The following is a 16,589-nucleotide window of genomic DNA, read 5'->3' as shown; positions in this document are numbered from 1 at the left end:
ATGATTGTGCCATGACTTCTCCCTCGGCCGCGCCGTTCGACCCTCGCACGCTGCTCGCGGAGAGCCGGCTCGGCGTCCTCGCCACGATCAAGGCGGACGGCCGTCCCCAGCTGTCCCCGGTGACGCCCTACTACGACCCGCGAACCGGCCTGATCCACGTCTCCATGACCGAGGGCCGGGCCAAGACCGCCAACCTGCGCCGCGACCCGCGCGCCACCCTGGAGGTCACCCGGGCGGACGGCTGGGCCTGGGCGACCGCCGAGGGGGTGGCGACCCTCGTCGGCCCGGGCTCCGACCCCGAGGGCCCCGAGGTCGAGGCCCTGGTCGACTACTACCGTCGTGCCGCCGGGGAGCACCCGGACTGGGCGGAGTACCGGTCGGTGATGGTGGCCGACCGCCGGGTCCTGATGATCATGACGGTCGACCACGTGTACGGCGCCAGGATCCGCTGACCCCGGCCGGGATCAGCGGAACAGGCCCAGGTCGATCGCCTCGGCCGTGGCCCGCTGCCCGGCGATGTTCGGGTGCGGCGGGCCGGAAGGCAACCTCGGCCGTCTTGTCGGACCCCCGTGCGATGCTCCGGCGGTGGTGGTCGATTTCGAAGCCGAGCTGTGGATCTGGGATGCCCGGCGGCTCGACAGCTGGACCTTCGTCAGCCTGCCGGTCGCCGAGTCGGAGGACATCCGCGAGCTGACGGCCGGGCAGGCGCGCGGCTTCGGGTCGGTGCGCGTCCGCGTCACGGTGGGGGGCAGCGTCTGGACCACGTCGATCTTCCCGGACGGCAAGCGCGGCGCCTACGTGCTGCCGGTCAAACGGGCCGTCCGCAAGGCGGAGGGCCTCGGCGAGGGCGACACCGTGAAAGTGCGCGTGGAGCTGCTCGACTTCTAGTGGCGCCGCAGCACCAGCGTCACGAAGCCCAGCACCTTGCGGTAGCCGCGCAGCCACTGCTCGCGGTGCTCCCGGGCCAGGGCGAGGGCGGCCGCGGCGTCGGGGTGGCCCGGGTTGTCCAGCGCCCACTCGGTGAGCGAGCCGGTCCACGACCATTCGTAGTCGTCCCACTCGGCAGTGTCGCTGATGTGGGCGTACACCGGCTCCCAGCCGGCCTGCCCGGCGATGTCGGTCAGCCCGGCCAGGTCGGTGTAGTCCTCGGCCTTCGCGCCCAGCGCGGCCAGGGCTCCGGGTGGCGGCGGAACCTCCCAGAAGCCCTCGCCGACCAGTAGCACACCGTCCGGGTGCACGTGCCGGCCGGCGAGCGTGAGCGTCTCGGTGAAACCCCCGAACGCGTGTGTCGACCCCACGCACAGCACCAGGTCGTAGTCGCCGTCGGGCACGTAGCTGCGGGCGTCGCGCTCGTGCAGGGTCAGCCGGTCGGCGAGGCCCCGCTCGGCCGCGGCGGTGGCGGCACGTTCCAGGGCGTACGGGTTGGTGTCGACGCCGTCCGCGTGACCGTCCGGGTAGTGGGCCAGGGCCTGCAGGGCCCACGCGCCCTCACCGCAGCCCAGGTCCAGGATCCGGGCCGCCGGTTGCCGGCCGGCCCGGCGCAGCAGGCGGTTGACGTTGACCCCGAGGACCGGGGCCGCGATCGGGTGGTGCGAGTGCGCGATGCTGCTGAGTCGTCGATCCATCCTGCCGAGTCAACACCAGTGCTCGCGCAGCCAGGGCACCAGGACGGCCAGGACCCGGCCGGCCTGCATGGCGCTCATGTGCTCGGCGTCCGCCGGCAGCTCCACCGTCCAGCCCAGCTTGCCGAGCTCGTCGTGGTGCTCCCGCACGGCGCCCGCGATCGCCACGTAGGCGTTGTCCCACCGGGGTCCGTAGCGGATGTTGTCGTCGGCGCCGGCGAACACCAGCCGCGGCATGGCCAGCCGGTCGAGGGCGGCCCGCTCGTCGAAGCCGCGCAGCGACTCGTAGAGCGTGACGTACTGCTGGGTCTGCTCGGGGGACTGGGTGGTCTCGGCCGCGTCCCGGTCGCCCGGCTGCACCTCGGCGGTGCGGGTCGCCCACCCCTGGCTGACCGGGCGGCCGTGGTCGCAGGCCACCCAGGGCCCGCACGAGCAGGACTGGCGCGAACGGCTGCTGCGGATCCTCGACGGCTGGGCGGTCCCGCGCACCGCCCGGCCTACGGCGGTCACCATGCTGTACTCCACCGTCCGCGCGACGGCGGAGACCACTGCGGCGTACCGGCGCATGAACCAGGAGGGCTTCACCGCCTGGCTGGAGCTGGCCGAGGCGACCAGGCGCCAGGTCCCGGACGCCCACGCCCTCACCGGCGGCTGAGTCCCGGCGCCGCGAGCTAAGCGACGTCGGGGCGGGTCATCAGCGGCGAGCGCAGGTGCAAGGTCAGGTCGGGGGTGGTCAGCGGGACGGTGCTCCAGGTCGCGACCGCTGTGCCGGCGTTCGCGTCGAGCACCAGCCGGACCCGGTGCGGCGTGGTGATGACGTACAGGTCGGCGACGAACGTGTCACCCTGCCAGCCGCCGGCGGCGACGACCGGACGGCCGAGCGGCGAGCTCTCCCGCCACTGACCGTGACCGACGGCGAGCTTGACGGAAGGCTCGAGTTGCAGCTGCCACCCGCCGTCCACCGGCTCGACGATCACCGGGGTCCCGCCGGGCAGGGCCGATTCCCCGGCTGTGGCGTCGATGCGGGCCGTGGCGGAGCGGGACGGGGCGGCCGAGCCGGGCGGCTTCGCGAACGACAGCTGATGCAGCCGCTCGGCGAGGATCTCGTCGTCCCGGGCACTTCCCGGATCGTCCAGGCCGGGCAGGAGGAACTCCCACAAGGCGCCCGGCATCTCCTGGTGCGGATCGCCGCCGCAGGTCACCGCGACCACGAGATCATGGGACGGGACGACCACGCACAGCTGGCCGAAGGCGCCGTCACCGCGGTAGCCGTGACGCGACATCCAGAACTGGTAGCCGTACCCGACCAGCCCGTCGGGATTGAACAGATCCTCCTCGCTCAGCTGGGTCTCGGTGTGCTTGCCGGTCGCGAGATCGACCCATTCCCGCGGGACGAGTTGCCGGTCGCCCCAGACGCCTCCGCGCAGCAGCAGTTGCCCGAAGGCGGCGACGGCCTCGGTCGTGAGATGCAGTCCGTGGAAGCCGAACGCGGCGCCGCTGGAGAGCCGGTCCCACTCGGCGTGCTCGATGCCCATCGGGTGGAAGAGGCGCTCGTCGAGCAGTTCCGGCAGGCCGCGGCCGGTGACCCGTTCCACCATCCGGGCCAGGACGCCGGTGGTCGCGTTGTCGTAGGCGTGCCGGCTCCCCTCCGGCTCCGGGAACGGCACCCGCAGGAAGCCCTTCACCAGGTCGCCCGGTTCCCGCTCCCACGCCTCGGTGAGGCTGTCCCCGGTGTGCCCGGTCGTCATGGACAGCAGGTGGTGCACGGTGAGGCGGCGTTCCTGCGCGCCGACGCCGGCCGGCACGTGGTCGGGCAGCACGTCGACCACCCGGTCGTCGAGCGAGAGCAGCCCGTCGGCGATCGCCAGCCCCACCGCGATCGAGGTGAACGACTTGGTCAGCGAGTAGAGCAGGTGCCGGCGCCCGGCCGAGTACGGCGCCCACCAGCCTTCGGCGACGACGTGACCGTGCCGCACGACCATGAGGGAGTGACACTCGACGGACCGCTCGTCGAGCCGGTCCAGCAGCGCGCCGATCGCCCGGGACGAGACCCCCGAGGCCGCCGGTGTGGACCGTGGCAAGAGGGTGCGGTGAGCGGACATCCGCGGACGGTAACAAGACCGGCCCGTCGTGGCCCGCGAGTTTTGTCTGCTCGCCCCCGGCTGAGCCGCCGGTCAGCCGAGCGCGAGGCCCAGCAGCGGGTCGAGGGCCTCGGCGTCGGTCGACTCGGAGTTGCTGAGCACCACGATGCGGCAGTCCAGGGCCGGCACCCAGGCGTCGAAGGCGCGGAAGCCGGGGTTCTCGCCGGAGTGGTGGAACCAGGCGTGGCCGCGCACCGAGCCGGCGAACCAGCCGTAGCCGTATCCGCGGGCGTCCTCCGCGCCGCCCGTCGGGACCTGCTCGCTGAGCATGGCAGTGCGGTAGCGCTCGCCGAGCACCCGCCCCGCGAGCAGGCTGTCGATCCAGGTGGCCAGGTCGGCGGTAGTGGACCAGAGGTCGCCGGCACCCATGCCCGTGACGTCCAGCTCCCACGACAGGACCGCGCCACCGTCCCGGTCGTGGCCGCGGGCGATCTCCGTCCGGTCGCCGGGGGCGCCGGCGAAGGTGTCCGCGAGGCCCAGCGGCGTGAAGATCTCCTCGGCGAGGAACTGCCGGTACGGACGGCCGGCGGCCTGTTGCACGACGTGCGCGAGCAGCACGTACGCCGGGCTGCTGTAGTGCCAGCCGGCGCCGGGCCGGAACAGCGGCGGCACCCGATGGAACGTTTTCAGCAGCTCACCCGGGTCCACCTGCTCGGCCGGGTCGATCATCGGGTAGTCACCCCAGTGGCCCAGGCCCGACGTGTGCGTCAGCAGATGGTGCAGCGTGATGTCCTGCCAGAACGGAGGGCAGCCGCCGAGCCGGCGCCCGATCGGGTCGTCCGGGCTGAGCACCCCCCGCTCGGCCAGCAGCAGGACCGCCGCGGCGGTGAACTGCTTGCTCACCGACGCGATCTGGAAGCGGGTGCCGGCGGTGCAACCGTCGCTGACGGCCTCGGCGATCGTGTCGCCGCCGCGGCGGACCAGGACGGAACCGGGGATCGTCGGCAGGGTGGGCATCCGTCGACCCTAACGGCCCCGGTGCCCGCCGAGCTGCCCCGCGACGTGCTTCTCGATGGCCGCCAGGGCGTTGTCGTCGAGCTGGTGGTCGGCGCGCATCCGATCGGCCAGGATCCGGATCGGGTCGTGCAGCGGGCCGTCCGCCGGGAGGTACGTGCGGAAGTGCAGCAGTTGCGGGCCTGCTCCGGCCCGTACCGGATGCACCGCTGTCAGGGTCGCCCGGGTGACCGCCTCGATGTCCGCGCCGTCCACCGTGCCGGCCGCGAGGCCGCCGGTGCCGTCCGGGTGGGTCCCGTGCCGGCCGGCGCAGCAGAACAGCACGGGCAGCCGGTCGTCGATCGCCTGGTCCAGGCTGGCGGCCAGCCCGGCTGCCGCCTCGTCGCCGACGAAACACACCGTCACGGCCGGCCGGTGCCGCCGGACGGCGTCGTGGGCGAGCTCGACGGCCAGGACCGGGCCGTCGGCCACGGTGTCGGCCGGGCCGAGCGCCGACCGCAGGCCCACCGTGATCGCCTCCTCGCCGCGGTGGCCGGCGTCCTGGTCGCCGCGGCGCAGCAGCAGCATCCGGTGCAGGAGTTCGGTGCGTTGCGCCGCTGTCGCCGGATGTCTTCCGGTCATCGTGGCCACCTCCGTCGGTGCGTCCCCCTGAGTGTCGTCGCCCGGCCGGGCCGGGGACAGGGGCGGAAGACCCGGGAAATGCGAAGTTCAGACCGCTCTCGGGCTGGTCTGAGATCTGAGTTCAGGCGGCCCGTGGCCGCAGCGCCGCCATCGCCAGGTCGACGATGCCGTCGGCGTACTCATCGGTGAGCGGCCCGGTGCGCAGCATCCAGCGGTGGTACATCGGCCCGATCAGCAGCTCGACGGCTTGGTCGAGATCGGCCTCCTTCCGCAGATGGCCGGCCTGGCGGGCGGACCGCAGCCGGGTCTTGATGGCGTCGAGTTGGGGCCGCAACAGCCGGTCGCGCACCTGTTCGGCGAGTGTCTCGCTGGACAGCGTCTCGATGGTGAGCGCCCGGGTGGTCGCAGACAGCCGGGGATCGGCGAGTTCGGCCACGATCGCGCGGACGACGGCGCGCAGGTCGGCCTCCAGGTCGCCGCTATCGGGCAGCACGGGGGGGCCTGCTGAGGAGACCTGCTCGGCGAGCGCGTCCAGGACGACCGCCCCGCGGCCCGACCACCACCGGTAGATCGTCTGTTTGCCGACGCCGGCTCGGGCCGCGATCGCCTCGACGGTGAGGTCGCGGTAACCCGACTCGTGGAGGAGGGCCAGCGTCGCGTCCAGGATGGCTTTCCGTGAGCGCTCGCTACGGCGGGCGGGATCGGGTGCGTTCGGCATGGCGTCACCCTATCCAGAGCAAGACGCACCGTCTCGTCTTGACAACGCCGACGGCGCTGCGAGACGCTACGTCTCGTCTTGTCGCACGAATTCGGAGGCATCCCATGCAGCGCGCACACATCGCCGTGGTCAGCATCCCGTTCCCGGGACACGTCAACCCGAGCATCGAGGTCGTCCGGGAACTGGCCGCACGCGGGCACCGGGTCACCTACGCCAACGACACCTCCTACGCTGCTGTCGTGGAGGCGGCGGGGGCGGAGTTCAAGCCCTACCGGTCGATGCTGGTGAACGGCAACGACGGCTCTGAGAGCGACACGATCGATCAGCTCACGCTGTTCCTGGACGACGCCGTCGCGATGCTTCCGCAGCTGCGCCAGGCATACGAAAACGATCGGCCCGACCTGTTCCTGTACGACATCGCCGGCGCCCCGGCCCGGCTGCTTGCCGAGCAATGGGGCGTGCCCGCGGTGCAGCTCTCCCCCACGTTCGTCGCCTGGGACGGCTATGAGGAGGAGATGGCACCCATGGTCACGGCGATGAGAGCCGACCCCCGCGGCGCCGCCTACTACCGCCGATTCGAACAGTGGCTGATCGACAACAAGTCCTCGGTGACCGACAGCGTCGCCTTCCAGGGCCGGCCGCAGCGCGCTCTGGTCCTGATCCCCCGGATCATGCAGCCCAACGCCGAGCGGGTGGACGACTCCGTCTACACCTTCGCCGGTCCGATCCTCGGCGAGCGCACCGGCCAAGGCACCTGGACCCGGCCCGCCGAGGCCGAGAACGTGCTGCTCATCTCGCTCGGCTCGGCTTTCACCGAGCACCCGGAGTTCTACCGACGCTCAGTGCGGGCCTTCGGCGACCTACCCGGTTGGCATGTGGTGTTGCAGATCGGCCAGCGGGTCGATCCGGCCGAGCTCGGCGACCTGCCGGGCAACATCGAGGTCCACTCGTGGGTGCCTCAGCTGGAGATACTGCGTCAGGCTCAGGCCTTCGTCACCCACGGCGGCATGGGCGGCAGCACCGAGGGCCTGTACTGCGGAACCCCGATGCTGGTGGCCCCGCAGGCAGTGGACCAGTTCGGCAATGCCGAACGCCTGGTCGAACTCGGCGTGGCACGCCGGATCGACACCGGCGAGATCACCGCGGAAGAGTTGCGGTCCGTGTTCCTCGACCTCGTCGCCGACCCGCAGGTACGCCACACGAGCGCCCGGATCAGCCGGGAGCTGCAAGAGTGGAGCGGCGCCGGATACGCCGCGACACTCATCGAGGCGGAACTGCCACGTTGAGACCCGGTAGCGACATCACCGCCCGGTGCCCGGCCGAGCCGAACGAGAGCGGCTTGACCCTCGCCGACCCCGTGTCGTCGGGCCACCCGGCGTCACCGGCGAAGTCCCGGGCGTTCTCACTACCGGCGCTGCTCTGCCGCAGCGTCTGCGACCCGTCGGCGACGACCGATGAGGTGCCGCCCGACTCGGACCAGCCGCTGGTGCCTTCTCAATCTTCGATGAGGACGTCGTCGAGGGCGCGGCGGCGGGTGGGGCCGCCCGCCTGGCCGTAGCCGATCCGCAGCGCCATCTGCGGCATCCCGGAGCGGCCGAGCGACCGGCGCAGCTGGTCGCGCGCGGCCGGCACCTCGATCGGCTGGGAGATCATCGAGCAGGCCAGGCCGGCGTCCGTGACGGTCAGCAGCACCCCTTGCAGGGCCTGGCCCGCGATGAGCTGATCGTGCGGGCGGTCGCCGGCCGTGCCGAGGATCGCGACCAGCGGTTCCGGTTCGAAGTCGCGTCCCGGGGCGCGCCGGCGGTCGGAGAAGGCGCGCTGGGGGAGCAGATCCTGGGGTTCGGAGACCGGGGCGCCCGCCGGCACCGCGACACCGTCGGGTGCCTCGTCGGCATGCGTCCAGGTCGACATCTCGGCCTGGTAACTCGCGTCCCGGCGCAGCACGCGGTCCGCGCTGCGGGCGATCTCGGCGAAGCCGCTCAGTGCGGTCATGCCCACCAGCAGGTCCAGCCAGCCGGACTCGGCGCGGGCGGCCTCGACCAGGCGCTGCCGCACGTCGGGCGGCACGGGGTCGGGCCAGAACGGTCGGCGGTTGCTGAACCGGCGGGGGATGGCCGCGGCCAGCTCCGTTTCGGCGTACGTGGCCGGGCGCCGGGGACCGGGGGTGAGCCGGGCGAGCAGGTCCGGCTGGGTGCGGTCGGGCCGCAGGAGGACCTCGGCCGGGGTGCCCGCGCCGGCCAGGGCCAGCCGGGCGTTGTAGACGGCGGCACCGCCGGCGATCCGTACCGCCCAGCCCGTGCTGTCCGCCACCGCGAGCTGGCGGTCCGGGTCGGCGAGCACCTCGATGGCGCCGTCACGCAGCCGGAACCGCCACGGCTGGCTGTTGTGCAGCGAGGGTGCCCGGACCGCCGCGGCGGCGGCGCGCCGCAGGTCGGCGTGATCGTAGGTCAGCACGGCAGGTTCCCTTCCTCCGACGGTGGGTGCGCTCACCGCTCGATGCGGATGATCTCCGCCGGGGAGCGGCGGGCCTGCGGCGGCAGCGGTTCGTGGTCGAGCGGGTAGCCGAGCCGGACGGCGATGTAGGGCTCGCCGAGGTCCGACAGCAGGCTGGTGAGCAGGTGCCGGGTCCAGGCGACCTCGACCGCCTCGCTCAGCGGTGCGGTGGCCAGCCCGTCGGCCGTGGCCAGCAGCAGCAACGCGGACAACGCCTCACCGCCGCGGAGCAGGTCGGCGGGCCGGTCGGTCATGCCGAAGACGATCACGTAGGCGGCGCCCTTGTCGATGCCCCCGTCGGCGCTCAGGCCGGGGTTGCCCTCGGGGGCGAAGTCCCGGACCGGCACCCGGCGCAGAGCCGGCTCCACCGCTGTCTCGGGCGACACGCCGTCGCCGCGCCACTGCGGCCGGTTCGTCCAGCGGTCCAGCTCCTCGCGGTAGGCCGGATCGTCCTGCTGGGCACCGGCGGCCCGCTCGGTCGAGACGGCCAGCGCGGGCACCTGGTCGGCCGGCACGACGTGCAGGTAGGCGCCCTCCGCCTCGACGAAGCGGCGCAGCTTGGTCAGGGTCTGCCCGGTGACGGGCTGATCACCGAAGGGGCGCCGGTCGGTGCGGCGCCGGCTCACGGCGGCGGCCATCCGCTGGGCCTCGGGATCCGCCGGGACGGCATGCCCCAGCCGGAGCCGGGCCAGCAGCGTCGGCTGGGTGGGGTCGGGCAGCCGGTCCACGGTGCTGGTCCAGCCGGTCGCCGCCAGGGCGGTACGGGCGTGGTGCAGGGCGGTGCCGCAACTGAGCAGCAGCAGGCGTCCCTCGGGGTCGGTGGCGGCGAGCTGCCGGTCCGGGTCCGCGTACAGCTCCATGGTGTCGCCGGCGATCCGCCACTGCCACGGCTGGGTGTTGAACACCGAGGGGGCGTGCAGCGACGCCTCGGCGGCCGAAGCGAGCTGCCGGGTGGCCGGGGCCGGGTGCGCGGTCATGGTGGAAACCCTCCTGGTCGGTCTCATTCCACGATCGCGCCGGCGGCCCGCCCGGTGCAGGGCCGAAAGACCCGAAGCGCCCGGACTTCTGCTCCCTGGGGCAGGCGAGCTCAGGCGTCGCTCGGGCCGGGTGACCAGCCGGTCTGCTGCGCCCAGTCGTCCGCCCGGTGGATGATCCGCCAGCAGTGGCCGGCTTTCGCGTCGGTGTAGGCGAGGCCGTCATGCGGATGCTCGGCGGCGAGGCGGCGCTTGACCTCCGCGTATTCCGCGGCGTCGGACGGATGTGCCCGCAGGTAGTCGCGGAACAGCAGCGGGAACTGCTCCGAGAAGCTGCCGGCCCGGCGCACGTGGACATGGGTCCGCGGCTCACCGGGCGGCTCCCGGAAATACCGCTTGGTGCGCTCCGGATTGTCGGCGCGATGGACGAAACCCAGACCGGCCAGCGGCTCCCGGAAGGGGCCGAGCGGCTCCAGCCGGGCCACCGAGATCTGGATGTCGACGACCGGCTTGGCCGCCAGCCCGGGCACCGCGGTGGACCCGATGTGGTCGATCCGCAGGGCGACGTCCCCCAGCGCGCCCCGCAGCCGCCGCCCGAGCTCGGCGAAGCGCACCGCCCAGCCGGAATCGTGATCGACGATGCGAATCACCCGCACACCGTGCGCCCTGTCGCCCTCCACCACCCGCATCGTAGGCGGCCCCGGCGAGCGTCCCGCCGCCACCGCCGGTACGGTCGCCCGGATCAGCTGCCGCTCGATTCCCGGTTGATGTCGAGAACCCCCGCGGCAGCTTCGTCCATCGGTGACCGCGCCCGCCGGGTGCGGCGCGAGGATAGGGGTCAGGCGTGACGAAGTACCTGCTCATCGTGGATTACCAGCCCGGCGTCATCGACCGGCCGATGGACGAGTGGGCGCCCGGCGACATCAAGGCGCACATGGACTACTACGGCGTGTTGCGGGCCGAGTTGCTGGCCAGCGGCGAGCTGGTCTACCAGGAGGCGTTGACCGGCCCGGAGCTCGCCAAGGTGGTCACCAGCGACGGCGTGGCGGCGCCGGTGGTCACCGACGGGCCGTTCGCCGAGTCCAAGGAGATGCTGGCCGGCTTCCAGCTCGTCGACGTCGAGAGTGAGGAGCGCGCCCTCGAGATCGCGGCGAGGATCTCCGCGGTGCCCGGGCCCGGCGGGGTGCCGCAGCAGCAGCCGATCGCCGTACGCCGGGTGCTCGGTCCCTCCGACTTCGCCCTGCTGACCCCCGAGCTGTGACCTCGGCGCCACCCGTGGAGAACCTGCTGCGTGAGTTCGCGCCGCAGGTCCTCGGCGTGCTCGTGCGCCGGTTCGGGGATTTCGACGCCGCCGAGGACGCCGTGCAGGAGGCGTTGCTCGCTGCCGCGCTGCGCTGGCCGGTCGACGGCGTTCCGGGCAATCCGCGCGGCTGGCTGATCCGGACGGGCGCCAACAAGCTGGTCGATCAGATCCGTAACGAGCAGGCCCGGCGGGAGCGGGAGCGGCGGGCCGCGTCCGAGGTGCCGGCGGGCGGCGTACCGGACCATGACGACACGCTGACCCTGCTCTTCCTGTGCTGCCACCCGGCGCTGACGCCGGCCTCGGCGATCGCGCTGACCCTGCGGGCCGTCGGCGGCCTGACCACCGCCGAGATCGCGCACGCCTTCCTGGTGCCGGAGGCGACGATGGCCCAGCGGATCAGCCGGGCCAAGCAGCGAATCAGGGCCTCCGCGGCGCCGTGGCGGATGCCGGAGCCACCCGAGTGGCGCGCGCGGTTGCGGTCGGTCCTGCACGTGCTCTACCTGATCTTCAATGAGGGGTACGCCGTCAGCACCGGCCCCGGCGTGCACCGCACCGAGCTGTCGAATGAGGCCATCCGGCTGACCCGTACGGTGCACCGGCTGCTCCCGGACGACGGCGAGGTCGCCGGCCTGCTCGCATTGATGCTGCTCACCGACGCCCGCCGTCCCGCCCGCACCGGCGCCGGCGGTGAGCTGATCCCGCTGGAGGAGCAGGACCGCAGCCGCTGGGACCGGCAGCTGATCCAGGAGGGGACCACGCTGCTCGACGCGGCGCTGACCAGCGGCACGGTCGGTGAGTACCAGTTGCAGGCGGCGATCGCGGCCCTGCACGACCGGGCCGCCCGGGTGGGCGACACCGACTGGCCGCAGATCCTGGCCCTGTACGGCCTGCTGGAACAGATCACCGGCAATCCGATGGTCTCGCTGAACCGGGCCGTCGCAGCGTCCATGGTGCACGGTCCGGCCGAAGGGTTGCGCCTGCTCACCACCCTCGACGAACGGCTGCTCGGCCACTACCGCCTCGACGCCGTCCGGGCGCACCTGTACGAGCGGGCCGGTGACACCCCGGCCGCGATCACGCACTACCGGGCGGCCGCCGCCCGCACCACCAGCACGCCGGAAAGGCAGTATCTGACGACCCGGGCCGCCCGCCTGCACGAATTGCTGGAAAACAACAAATGAACGGCGGTATCCGGCCCCGGAATGATTGCCCGGGTGCATTACCGTGGCGGCGTGTCCGCAGTTGCCATGGCGACGAGAGAATTGTTCCGCCCGGAAACCCCCGTACGCCTGCGCCTGTGGACCGCCCTGGTCATCTGCGTCGCCCTGGCTCTGCTCGCCGCCTCCGGCCTGCTGTTGTCCCAGGTGCGGGAGCAGGTCCGGGTCATCGGCGGCGAGGCGGCGCCGCAGGCCGCCACCGCCGCGGATCTGTATTTCGCCCTCAGTGACCTGGACGCCCAGGTGGCCCGAATGGTGCTGGTCGGTGACGCCGCGGAATTGTCCGGCAGTCAGCTCGACGCGCTCGGCACCTATCAGCAACGCAGCCGGCAGATCGACGAGGATCTGCAGCGGTCACTGACCACCGTGACCGGGCAGGCCGACCGGGCGATCGTGCTGGAGCTGATGCACGAGCTCGCGGTCTACCGCCGGTGGGTGTGGCAGACCCTCACCGCCCAGTCGCAGGCGCCGCCGCAGCCACCGGGCCGGCTGCCGCCGGACGCGCTCGGCTACTACACCCAGGCGACCAACGTGCTGCACCTGCGGCTGCTGCCCGCCGCCGAGCGGCTGCGCGACGCCGGTGAGTCGCGGCTGGACCGGGCGTACGCGGCCAAGGGCACCACCGAGGCGTGGGCGGTCGGCTCGGTCCTCGTGCTCGGCGGTGGTCTGCTGGTACTGCTCGTGGCCCTGCAGGTCTGGCTGGCGCGGCGGTTCCGCCGGTGGCTCAATCCGGCGCTGGCCCTCGCCACTGTTCTCGTGCTGGGCCTGACCGCCGGGGTGTGCCTGGTCGTCGTCGCGCAGGGGCAACGGCTCAGCGCCGCGCGCAACGACCACCTGACGCCGTATCTGGCGCTCTCCCAGGCGCGGGCGCTGAGCTACGACGCCGCCGCGGACACCAGCCGCTATCTGCTCAGCGGCAACCTGGCTCTCTACCAGCAGGACTTCGCCGGCAAGTCGGCCCGGCTGACCGCCGTGGCCGGGGACCTGGACGACGGCGGACAGGTGCTCGACCGCTGGCTGGGCTATCAGCGCGACCATCAGCGCGTGGTGGCGCTGGCCGGCTCCGGGCGTACCCGGGCGGCGGTCGACGTGGTCACCGGCATCCGCCGCGGCGACGCCGCCTTCGACTTCTCCTACTTCGACGCCGCGGTCGGCGCGGCGGCCACGGCCCGCAAGGCGGGCTTCGACACGGCCCTGCGTGACGGCGAACGCCTGCTGACCGGCTGGCCGCTGATTCCGTTCCCGGTGCTCGCAGCCGTGGTGCTGCTGGTGCTGCTCGGGGTCCGCGCGCGGCTGGCGGAATACCGATGAGGGCGCCGCTGCGGCTCGCCGCCGTGCTGGTGCTGGCGTCCGGGGCCGCAGCCTGTGCGCCGGTGTCCGCGCCGCCGGAGGCCGCCGGGGCGATCGTGTGCGCGGACGGATCGCTGCGCGGGCAGGGCTCGTCGGCGCAGACGAACGCGGTCAACACCTGGATCCGGAACTACCAGGTCGCCTGCTCCGGTGCCACGGTCGCGTACGGGAGCACCGGCTCGGGCGCCGGCGTGCGGGCGTTCCTGGCCGGCACCGGCGAGTTCGCCGGCTCCGACTCACCGCTCACCGCCTCGCAGCAGGCCGCCGCCGACGCCCGGTGCGCCCGGGGCCCGGCCGTGCACCTGCCCATGGCGATCGGGCCGATCGCGCTCGCCCACAACGTCGCCGGGGTCGGGGAGCTGCGGCTGGCCCCGGCCACCGTGGCCCGGATCTTCGCCGGGACGGTGACCAGCTGGGACGACCCGGCGATCGCGGCGGACAATCCGGGCGTGGCCCTGCCGTCGACGGCGATCCGCACCGTGCACCGCTCGGACAGCTCCGGCACCACCGCCAACTTCACCGCGTTCCTGGCCGCGACCGCCCCCGCCGACTGGCGCTTCGGCGGGGACAGCACCTGGGCGGCCCCGGGCGGCAGTGCCCAGCGCGGCAGCAACGGCGTCGCGTCGACGATCGCCCGCACCGACGGCGCCATCGGCTACGTCGAGGCGTCGTACGCGCGGTTCCACAATCTGGCCGTGGCGCGGATCGGCAACGCGGCGGGGGAGTTCGCCGCGCTGACCGACGAGGCGGCCGGGCGGACGGTCGCGGCGGCCGCCGTCACGGGGACCGGCTCCGACCTGCGGCTCGCCGTCGACTACCGGACCACCGCCGCCGGGGCGTACCCGATCGTCCTGGTGACGTACGAGATCGTCTGCCGGACCGGCACGCCCGCGGGCACCCTGCCGCTGCTGCGCGGTTTCCTCGGCTACACCGCCGGCCCGCAGGGCCAGGCTGCCGCCGCCCGGCTCGGATACACCCCGCTGCCCGCGGCGCTGCAGGCCAAGGTGCTCGCCGCGGTGGCCACGCTGAGCTGACCGGTCGATCAGGGCAGAGCTCGCCCGGACCAGGCCGTGGATCTAGGCTGGCGGCATGGAATATCGCAACCTCGGCCGGTCCGGTCTCCGGGTCTCCGTGCTCACCATGGGGACGATGACGTTCGGCGGCAAGGGCGGCTTCGCCAAGGTCGGCTCGACCGACGTGGCCCAGGCCCGCCGCCAGGTCGACCAGTGCCTCGACGCCGGCGTCAACCTGATCGACACCGCGGACGTCTACTCCGCCGGGGTCTCCGAGGAGATCGTCGGCGAGGTGCTCGCCGGCCGCCGCGACGAGGTCCTGGTGGCGACCAAGGTCCGGATGCCGATGGGGCCGGGCCCCAACGACGCCGGCCTGTCCCGCCAGCACATCATCGCCGGCTGCGAGGCCAGCCTGCGCCGGCTGCGCACCGACCACATCGACCTCTACCAGGTGCACGAGTGGGACGGGCAGACCCCGCTGGAGGAGACCCTCGAGGCGCTGCAGCAGCTGGTCACCGCGGGCAAGGTGCGGTACGTCGGCGCGTCCAACTACACCGGCTGGCAGCTGATGAAGGCCCTCGGCACGGCGGACCGCACCGGGCTGCCGCGCTTCGTCAGTCAGCAGATCTACTACTCGCTGCAGGCCCGCGACGCCGAGTACGAGCTGATCCCGGCGGCCGTCGACCAAGGGCTGGGCGTGCTGGTGTGGAGCCCGCTCGCCGGTGGCCTGCTCTCCGGCAAGTACCGCCGGGGCGTGCAGCCGCCGGCCGGCTCACGGCAGCTCACCGACTGGAACGAACCGCCGGTGCACGACCAGGAACGGCTCTACGACACGGTCGAGGTGCTGGTGGAGATCGGCGCCGACCGGGGCGTCCCGGCGGCTCAGGTCGCGCTGGCGTACCTGCTCGGCCGGCCGGCGGTGACCTCGCTGGTGATCGGGGCGCGCACCACCGAACAGCTCACCGACAACCTGGCCGCCGCCGAGCTCGTGCTCAGCGCCGAGGAGCGGGCCCGGCTGGACGCGGCGAGCGCGCCGACGCTGCTGTACCCGTACTGGCATCAGGCGAAGACGGCGAGTGACCGGCTGTCACCCGCGGATCTCACCCTGCTCGGCCCGCACCTGGCGGACTGAGCCATCAGGCCCGGGCGCGCCGCACGATGGTCTCCTCGCGCAGCACCAGCGAGCTCACCCAGGCCTCGGCGTAGTGCAGCAGGCCCCGCGCGCCCGCCTGCTCGAAGATGCGCCGCAGCAGCTCGGTACGGCGCGTCGGCGGCGGGTGCTCCCCGTCAGTCGTGCCGCGCACCCGGTTGACGATCTGCTCCACGGCCAGGAAGAGGAACGGCCCGGCCACCGCCAGGGCCCGCCAGCGGAACTCGGCCGACTCGTCGACGCCGCGCAGGATCAGCATGGCGGCGAGTTCGTCCGCCTCGTACTCGCGGCGGGCGGTGCGCGGGTCGTCGTCCGGTGGGGTGTGCCGGTGGCCGGCCAGCAGGTGGCCGTACTCGTGGCCGAGGGCGAACCGCTCCGCCGACCGGGCCATGAAGAAGCCGAAGGTATTCTGCCCTTCCGCCGCCGGGGCGTCCGGCCCCGCCGGGTCGCGGTGGAGGTAGGCGGTCACGGCGTCGGCGAACGCCGCGTCGGCCTCGTCCCGCTGCTGGCGTTGCTGGAGGGCCGCGGCGGCGTACCGGCTGGCGCCCTGCTCGTCGCGGGCGGGGGTGAGCTGTGACGCCACGAGCGTGCCGGCCACGCGGTCCAGCAACGGCCGCAGGCCGGTGTCGAGCAGGATCAGGGTAGTGTCGCCGGCGTCCTGTGTGCGCGCGTGCAGGGACCGGTGCGGGAAAGCACCGACGTGGGTGCCGGCGGGCACGTCGATCCGGCTCACCGCGAGGGTACGGCGGATCCCGGCGTCCACGGCGTCGAACGGGTTGGCCAGCTCGTAGCCGCTCTCCCGGATCGAGGCCAGCACGTCCTCACCGAGGTGCGCGCGTTGCGCGGAGCCGAGTCCCTCGACATAGGCGCGGACCGCCGCGCGGGGCAGGGTGCCGTCGGGCATCGCTCGGCCTCCTGTGATCGTGATCCCGGCATGGTGGGGTAGGACAGGATATGGTCAGGCGTCGATGGTCAACAGCGGCGGGGGACCCCTGGGCGGCGTTGGTGGACGGTACTGCCGACGCTCATGATC

The 16,589-nt window shown here is 73.2% G+C and carries 19 protein-coding genes; 9 read left to right on the top strand and 10 right to left on the bottom strand.

Going from position 1 to position 16,589, the window contains the following annotated elements; genetic code table 11:
- Window positions 1-11 precede the first annotated feature (11 nt).
- Together Aau02nite_RS04325 and Aau02nite_RS04320 are read left to right on the top strand one after the other, a co-directional pair.
- Window positions 12-452 carry a PPOX class F420-dependent oxidoreductase gene (locus tag Aau02nite_RS04325; protein WP_212986998.1) on the top strand — a complete coding sequence of 147 codons (441 nt, stop codon included), beginning with the start codon at window positions 12-14 and terminating at the stop codon, window positions 450-452.
- A gap of 133 nt (window positions 453-585) precedes the next feature.
- Entirely contained in the window at window positions 586-888 is a 303-nt protein-coding gene (locus Aau02nite_RS04320; protein ID WP_212986997.1) for a DUF1905 domain-containing protein, read from the top strand.
- On the opposite strand, the gene Aau02nite_RS04315 is transcribed toward Aau02nite_RS04320, so the two are convergent.
- Window positions 885-1,625: an SAM-dependent methyltransferase gene (locus Aau02nite_RS04315; RefSeq protein ID WP_212986996.1), complete on the bottom strand. Its 741-nt coding sequence runs from the start codon at window positions 1,623-1,625 to the stop codon at window positions 885-887. The two genes, Aau02nite_RS04320 and Aau02nite_RS04315, sit on opposite strands and share 4 nt — an antisense overlap.
- Before the next feature lie 9 nt (window positions 1,626-1,634).
- Complete coding sequence (locus tag Aau02nite_RS04310) at window positions 1,635-1,982, bottom strand: hypothetical protein (RefSeq protein ID WP_212986995.1); 348 nt, start codon at window positions 1,980-1,982, stop codon at window positions 1,635-1,637.
- Between the two features lie 7 nt (window positions 1,983-1,989).
- Between Aau02nite_RS04310 and Aau02nite_RS04305 the strand changes: the two genes are divergently transcribed.
- Window positions 1,990-2,277 carry a hypothetical protein gene (locus tag Aau02nite_RS04305; protein WP_212986994.1) on the top strand — a complete coding sequence of 96 codons (288 nt, stop codon included), beginning with the start codon at window positions 1,990-1,992 and terminating at the stop codon, window positions 2,275-2,277.
- 16 nt (window positions 2,278-2,293) lie between these two features.
- Here Aau02nite_RS04305 and Aau02nite_RS04300 read toward each other — a convergent pair whose 3' ends face one another.
- The 4 genes from Aau02nite_RS04300 to Aau02nite_RS04285 all read right to left on the bottom strand — a co-directional run bounded on the left by Aau02nite_RS04300 (window position 2,294) and on the right by Aau02nite_RS04285 (window position 6,056).
- Window positions 2,294-3,724, bottom strand: coding sequence for a serine hydrolase domain-containing protein (locus tag Aau02nite_RS04300; RefSeq protein WP_212986993.1), 1,431 nt, complete (start codon window positions 3,722-3,724; stop codon window positions 2,294-2,296).
- Between the two features lie 72 nt (window positions 3,725-3,796).
- Window positions 3,797-4,720 carry a serine hydrolase domain-containing protein gene (locus Aau02nite_RS04295; RefSeq protein ID WP_212986992.1) on the bottom strand — a complete coding sequence of 308 codons (924 nt, stop codon included), beginning with the start codon at window positions 4,718-4,720 and terminating at the stop codon, window positions 3,797-3,799.
- 9 nt (window positions 4,721-4,729) lie between these two features.
- Complete coding sequence (locus tag Aau02nite_RS04290; RefSeq protein ID WP_212986991.1) at window positions 4,730-5,338, bottom strand: thiamine pyrophosphate-dependent enzyme; 609 nt, start codon at window positions 5,336-5,338, stop codon at window positions 4,730-4,732.
- A gap of 121 nt (window positions 5,339-5,459) precedes the next feature.
- Window positions 5,460-6,056 (bottom strand): TetR/AcrR family transcriptional regulator, encoded by a 597-nt coding sequence (locus Aau02nite_RS04285; RefSeq protein ID WP_212986990.1) that lies wholly within the window; start codon window positions 6,054-6,056, stop codon window positions 5,460-5,462.
- Window positions 6,057-6,160: 104 nt separating this feature from the next.
- Here Aau02nite_RS04285 and Aau02nite_RS04280 point away from each other — a divergent pair, with 104 nt between their 5' ends.
- Window positions 6,161-7,342 (top strand): macrolide family glycosyltransferase, encoded by a 1,182-nt coding sequence (locus Aau02nite_RS04280; protein WP_212986989.1) that lies wholly within the window; start codon window positions 6,161-6,163, stop codon window positions 7,340-7,342.
- A 208-nt stretch (window positions 7,343-7,550) separates the two neighbouring features.
- Here the strand turns inward: Aau02nite_RS04280 and Aau02nite_RS04275 are convergent, their stop codons facing one another.
- From Aau02nite_RS04275 to Aau02nite_RS04265, 3 genes are all read right to left on the bottom strand, one after another.
- Window positions 7,551-8,510: an Acg family FMN-binding oxidoreductase gene (locus Aau02nite_RS04275; protein ID WP_212986988.1), complete on the bottom strand. Its 960-nt coding sequence runs from the start codon at window positions 8,508-8,510 to the stop codon at window positions 7,551-7,553.
- A 32-nt stretch (window positions 8,511-8,542) separates the two neighbouring features.
- Complete coding sequence (locus Aau02nite_RS04270) at window positions 8,543-9,526, bottom strand: Acg family FMN-binding oxidoreductase (RefSeq protein WP_212986987.1); 984 nt, start codon at window positions 9,524-9,526, stop codon at window positions 8,543-8,545.
- A 110-nt stretch (window positions 9,527-9,636) separates the two neighbouring features.
- Window positions 9,637-10,173 carry a GrpB family protein gene (locus Aau02nite_RS04265; protein ID WP_246594883.1) on the bottom strand — a complete coding sequence of 179 codons (537 nt, stop codon included), beginning with the start codon at window positions 10,171-10,173 and terminating at the stop codon, window positions 9,637-9,639.
- A gap of 194 nt (window positions 10,174-10,367) precedes the next feature.
- Between Aau02nite_RS04265 and Aau02nite_RS04260 the strand changes: the two genes are divergently transcribed.
- The 5 genes from Aau02nite_RS04260 to Aau02nite_RS04240 are packed head-to-tail and all read left to right on the top strand — an operon-like array spanning window position 10,368 to window position 15,538.
- Complete coding sequence (locus tag Aau02nite_RS04260; RefSeq protein WP_212986985.1) at window positions 10,368-10,784, top strand: YciI family protein; 417 nt, start codon at window positions 10,368-10,370, stop codon at window positions 10,782-10,784.
- Complete coding sequence (locus Aau02nite_RS04255) at window positions 10,781-12,007, top strand: RNA polymerase sigma factor (protein ID WP_212986984.1); 1,227 nt, start codon at window positions 10,781-10,783, stop codon at window positions 12,005-12,007. Before Aau02nite_RS04260 ends, Aau02nite_RS04255 begins: the two co-directional genes overlap by 4 nt.
- Window positions 12,008-12,058: 51 nt before the next feature.
- The gene (locus tag Aau02nite_RS04250) at window positions 12,059-13,354 is read left to right on the top strand and encodes a GlnX family signal transduction membrane protein (protein WP_246594882.1); all 1,296 of its coding nucleotides are present in this window, start codon (window positions 12,059-12,061) and stop codon (window positions 13,352-13,354) included.
- Complete coding sequence (gene pstS, locus Aau02nite_RS04245; RefSeq protein ID WP_212986983.1) at window positions 13,351-14,427, top strand: phosphate ABC transporter substrate-binding protein PstS; 1,077 nt, start codon at window positions 13,351-13,353, stop codon at window positions 14,425-14,427. Before Aau02nite_RS04250 ends, pstS begins: the two co-directional genes overlap by 4 nt.
- Before the next feature lie 55 nt (window positions 14,428-14,482).
- Window positions 14,483-15,538 carry an aldo/keto reductase gene (locus Aau02nite_RS04240; RefSeq protein WP_212986982.1) on the top strand — a complete coding sequence of 352 codons (1,056 nt, stop codon included), beginning with the start codon at window positions 14,483-14,485 and terminating at the stop codon, window positions 15,536-15,538.
- A gap of 4 nt (window positions 15,539-15,542) precedes the next feature.
- On the opposite strand, the gene Aau02nite_RS04235 is transcribed toward Aau02nite_RS04240, so the two are convergent.
- Window positions 15,543-16,460: a phage exclusion protein Lit family protein gene (locus Aau02nite_RS04235; protein ID WP_212986981.1), complete on the bottom strand. Its 918-nt coding sequence runs from the start codon at window positions 16,458-16,460 to the stop codon at window positions 15,543-15,545.
- Window positions 16,461-16,589: the final 129 nt, after the last annotated feature.

It is taken from the genome of Actinoplanes auranticolor, assembly GCF_018332655.1.
GTDB lineage: Bacteria > Actinomycetota > Actinomycetes > Mycobacteriales > Micromonosporaceae > Actinoplanes > Actinoplanes auranticolor.
Note: the sequence above shows the minus strand (reverse complement) of the source record. Positions and strands in the feature narration are given on the sequence as shown.

Excerpts from the sequence above, each read along its gene's own strand:
- Aau02nite_RS04325 (WP_212986998.1), top strand. The coding sequence starts at position 12 with ATGACTTCTCCCTCGGCCGCGCCGTTCGACCCTCGCACGCTGCTCGCG.
- Aau02nite_RS04315 (WP_212986996.1), bottom strand. The coding sequence starts at position 1,625 with ATGGATCGACGACTCAGCAGCATCGCGCACTCGCACCACCCGATCGCG.
- Aau02nite_RS04300 (WP_212986993.1), bottom strand. The coding sequence starts at position 3,724 with ATGTCCGCTCACCGCACCCTCTTGCCACGGTCCACACCGGCGGCCTCG.
- Aau02nite_RS04295 (WP_212986992.1), bottom strand. The coding sequence starts at position 4,720 with ATGCCCACCCTGCCGACGATCCCCGGTTCCGTCCTGGTCCGCCGCGGC.
- Aau02nite_RS04290 (WP_212986991.1), bottom strand. The coding sequence starts at position 5,338 with ATGACCGGAAGACATCCGGCGACAGCGGCGCAACGCACCGAACTCCTG.
- Aau02nite_RS04285 (WP_212986990.1), bottom strand. The coding sequence starts at position 6,056 with ATGCCGAACGCACCCGATCCCGCCCGCCGTAGCGAGCGCTCACGGAAA.
- Aau02nite_RS04280 (WP_212986989.1), top strand. The coding sequence starts at position 6,161 with ATGCAGCGCGCACACATCGCCGTGGTCAGCATCCCGTTCCCGGGACAC.
- Aau02nite_RS04270 (WP_212986987.1), bottom strand. The coding sequence starts at position 9,526 with ATGACCGCGCACCCGGCCCCGGCCACCCGGCAGCTCGCTTCGGCCGCC.
- pstS (WP_212986983.1), top strand. The coding sequence starts at position 13,351 with ATGAGGGCGCCGCTGCGGCTCGCCGCCGTGCTGGTGCTGGCGTCCGGG.
- Aau02nite_RS04240 (WP_212986982.1), top strand. The coding sequence starts at position 14,483 with ATGGAATATCGCAACCTCGGCCGGTCCGGTCTCCGGGTCTCCGTGCTC.
- Aau02nite_RS04235 (WP_212986981.1), bottom strand. The coding sequence starts at position 16,460 with ATGCCCGACGGCACCCTGCCCCGCGCGGCGGTCCGCGCCTATGTCGAG.